At 25.6% G+C, this 4,243-nt stretch carries 4 protein-coding genes; 1 reads left to right on the forward strand and 3 read right to left on the reverse strand.

Annotated features, from left to right (window positions below):
* Positions 1-157: 157 nt before the first annotated feature.
* From CSGHG_RS17935 to CSGHG_RS23470, 3 genes are all read right to left on the reverse strand, one after another.
* A complete protein-coding gene (locus tag CSGHG_RS17935; RefSeq protein ID WP_010299202.1) occupies positions 158-1,600 on the reverse strand; it encodes an MDR family MFS transporter in 1,443 nt (480 codons plus the stop codon).
* A gap of 194 nt (positions 1,601-1,794) precedes the next feature.
* Positions 1,795-2,142: a hypothetical protein gene (locus CSGHG_RS17940; RefSeq protein ID WP_010299204.1), complete on the reverse strand. Its 348-nt coding sequence runs from the start codon at positions 2,140-2,142 to the stop codon at positions 1,795-1,797.
* Between the two features lie 113 nt (positions 2,143-2,255).
* Positions 2,256-2,396: a hypothetical protein gene (locus tag CSGHG_RS23470; RefSeq protein ID WP_155844794.1), complete on the reverse strand. Its 141-nt coding sequence runs from the start codon at positions 2,394-2,396 to the stop codon at positions 2,256-2,258.
* Between the two features lie 363 nt (positions 2,397-2,759).
* On the opposite strand from CSGHG_RS23470, the gene cls reads away from it, so the two are divergent.
* Complete coding sequence (gene cls, locus CSGHG_RS17950; protein ID WP_010299207.1) at positions 2,760-4,190, forward strand: cardiolipin synthase; 1,431 nt, start codon at positions 2,760-2,762, stop codon at positions 4,188-4,190.
* Positions 4,191-4,243: the final 53 nt, after the last annotated feature.

Genomic DNA, 4,243 nt, shown 5'->3' on the forward strand with positions numbered 1-4,243 from the left:
TTTCAACAAAATTTTATTAATAAAACTCTGTAAAATTTGTTTTAAGTTTAACAATAATTATAATAAAATAATTTTAAATTATTTATGCTTATACATAAAAAAGCTATCGCTCTGTTAACTTTTATTTGTTAACATTGCAACAGCTTTCTTATAATATTTATTGTTTTTCTACACTATTATTTTTTATAAATACTGATACGCACAAACATACTATCATAATAAATATAATCATAAAATATATGCTATGTATTCCACTATAAAAAGCATTTCTAATTTGATCATTAGTAGCCTCAGAATTATATATATTCTCAGAATTAATGCCATTCATACCTAATCCACCAAAATATTTTGCTATGCTAGAATTTATTATTCCTCCAAAAATACTTACACCTATTGTCTGTCCTAATGTTCTTATAAGTGCATTAACAGAAGTAGCTGCTCCTCTTTTTTCATACCCTACTGCTGATTGTACTGTAATTGTAAGTGTTGTAAAAACACCACCAAATCCAAAACCCATTATTACAATTGCTCCTATAAGTAGTACTATTGGAGTTGAAACACCTACTAATTTAAGTATAACTGATCCTATAGTTAATAACATTATAGCTACAATTACTACTATTTTTTCTCCATATTTGGATAGAGTTTTAGAAAGTATAAATGAGCTTAAAAGCCATGCTATAGACATTGGTGCCATTGTTACTCCTGCAATTGTTGGTGTATAGCCTAATACATTTTGCGTATATAATGGAGTGTATGCCTCAATAGCCATAAGAGCGCCAGATGCTAGAAAGCAAATCAAGTTTGCAATAATTGTATTTCGTGTAAAAATATCAAATGGTACTATTGGTTCTAAAGATTTCTTTTCTGTAAAATAGAATAAAACTAAAGATATAATAGCTATTACAAAAAGTACAATTCTAAATTTAATAATACCAATGAATACACCTAGTAATACTGATATTATAGACGTTGTTAAAAAAACAATGCCTATGTAATCTATTTTAGCATCAGTTTTCACTACTTTTTCTTCAAAATTTCTATGTAACAAAATTATAGATGCTATTCCAAAAGGAACATTTATAAAGAATATCCAATGCCAAGATAAATAGTCTATAAGGAATCCACCTAAAAATGGCCCTATTAAACTTGCAATTCCCCAAACAGTACTTAACCAACCTTGTATTTTTGCTCTTTCTGAAATATCAAATATATCTCCAATTATTGTATAAGTTATTGTTAATATTGATCCTGCACCAATTCCTTGAATTGCACGAAACATTATTAACTGAGTCATAGATTGTGATATACCGCAAAATGAACTACCAATTATAAAAATTATAGTACCTAATGTCAGCATTTTCTTTCTTCCATATAAATCTGAAAGCTTACCATATATAGGTGTAGAAACTGCTGAAGTTAAAAGATAAGCTGAAAATACCCAACTTATAAGATTATAACCTTGAAGGTCCTTTGCTATAGTTGACATTGCTGTACTAACAACCGTTCCTTCAAATGCAGCTAAAAACATAACCATCATTATAGCTATTACAACATTTCTCTTATTGTTTCTCATATACTCTGGTAATTTATATACCATTCTCACCTCTCTTATTTTAAAGTTAATTTTCTAACTACTATATAATACTAGTATTTTTTCTTAAGTTCAAACTTTTTAATAATTAAAATTTTCTAATTTTAATCTTTTAAATTGTCTTTTTAGTTTTATATTTTCAAATCAATAAAAATACTTTATAAATTAGTTTAAAATTTTTAGTATTATAATTTTCAATTTTAGTATGGGTTACATTGAACAAATAAATTAGCTAAACTATAATTTATAAAATCAGGCGTTACATAAGCATTATTACCATATAGTAATGCTTTATCATTGGCAAATCTATTCAGCATAAGTACAATATAAAAGTTAATTGGACTTATTTGTATAGTTCCAGTATACAATGATAAAATAGCATTAGAATTTGAAATTACATATGTCAATGATGGTATAAACTGATCAAATATATTTTCATAATTATTCTCTATTATTGCTTTAATAAATTTATCAATTTCATTATTATCATGTATTTTAATATCTTTATCATAATTTCTTTTACCAGATTGTATTTCATTTATAAACATACCTATAAAAAAATCATATATAGATATCTGAATATTAGCATTTTCTTGAAATGAATATGTTGATATATCTTTAGGTACATAATTTGAGTTTTGAGTTGATAAGGAGTTATATGTTAAGAAAAAAATAATCTATTATAGTTTATATAAAGTAATTTTCCATCTTTTATCAAAGGATTATAACTACCTAAAAAACTTGCACAGGGTGGCAATTTAGCATCTGCAAAAATATTGCAATCAAATCCACATCCATTCATATAAATACCTCCTTTGAATATAATTTTTAAAATCATATGTATTTATTGCTATATGGTTCCAAATTAAATTTTAAACTTGTTTATTTATCAAATGAGAAAATTCAAATTAATATTTTATCAATAACTAACAGATTATTTTAGTTAAAAGTTAATAGTTAACATTTAATAGTTGTAGTGATTATTACTCACTATGTTTCTAATAATACTAACCGTACTTTTTTAGGACCAGCTTTGATTGCTTTAGGTTTTATTTATATTTTTTCTTAACTGATAATAGAAATTTCATGTATAAATTTAAGTTGGAGATTGTTTCCCTATAATAATGTATAATATTATTAGTATATGATAAATAGGAGGCAATAAATGAATAGCTATTTTATTTTAGGTTTAATTATTGAATTAATAAATATTGCCTGTGCTCTTTCATTAGTTTTTATTGAACGAAGGGAACCTGAAACTACTTGGGCATGGTTATTAATTTTAATTGTACTTCCTGGTTTAGGATTTTTAATATATTTAGCTCTAGGTCAAAATTTGAGTAGAGAAAAAATATTTAAAGAAAAGACTGCTATTGATGTACATAAGTCCAAAAACTTAACAGAAGAATTTAATATATCACTCCATAGAAATACTTCAGCTAAAAACTATACTGATTTAGTAAAAATGAATTATAATAATTCTGGTTCTGAGTTTACAAGATATAACTGTGTGAAAACATTTATTAGTGGAGAAGATAAATTTTCAAATCTACTTGAAGACATTGAAAAAGCAGAAAAATTTATTCACATTGAATATTATATATTTAGAATGGATGGATTAGGACGTGAATTAATCTCCCTTCTAAATAAAAAAGTTGATGACGGAGTAGAAGTTAGACTCTTAGTTGACGGAATGGGTTCTAGAGGTCTTCGTGGTAAAAATGAAGAATATATAAAAAGCCTTGGTATAAAATTTGCAATCTTTTTTCCAGGTTTAACGAAGCTAGTAAACCTACGTATAAATTATAGAAACCATAGAAAAATAGTAGTAATAGATGGAACTATAGGTTATGTCGGTGGTTTTAATGTTGGTGATGAATATATAAACAAAGGAAAGCAATTTAATTTTTGGCGTGATACCCACCTAAGAATTGAAGGTGATGCTGTAAAAGAATTAAATAAACGTTTTGCTTTAGATTGGGACTATGCTGCTAATGATAGCATATCTCAAAGTGAAAAATATTTCCCTCAAACAGTAAATAATGGTAATGTAGGTATCCAAATTGTATCTTCCGGACCAGACCACATTGATGAATATATAAAATATAATTATCTTAAAATAATAACTAATGCTAAAAAATATATATATATTCAAACTCCTTATTTAGTTTTAGATAGACCTATGATAGAAGCCTTAAAAATCTCTGCTTTATCTGGAGTTGATATAAGAATCATTGTTCCTGGAAGCCCAGATCACTTCTTTATGGAATGGGCATTAAGTGCTAATATTGGTAATCTCATTGAATGTGGAATTAAATTTTATAGGTATCAAAATGGATTTATTCATTCTAAAACTATTGTTGCTGATGATTCTGTTTGCAGTGTAGGTACTGCTAACCTTGATATTAGAAGTTTTAAACTTAATTTTGAGATTAATGCTATAATATATGATGATATAATATCTATGCAACATAAAGATATATTTATATCTGATCAAAAAAAATGCCAATTTTTAACTATAGAAAAATATAATAATAGAAGTACTTGGTATAAAATATGTGAATCAATAATTCGATTAATTTCACCTATTTTATAACTTTAAATGGACTTTTTATATAAAAAGTCCATTTTTTTATATTTATTTACTAA

The sequence above is a fragment of the Clostridium senegalense JC122 genome (assembly GCF_000285575.1).
Lineage (GTDB): Bacteria > Bacillota > Clostridia > Clostridiales > Clostridiaceae > Clostridium_J > Clostridium_J senegalense.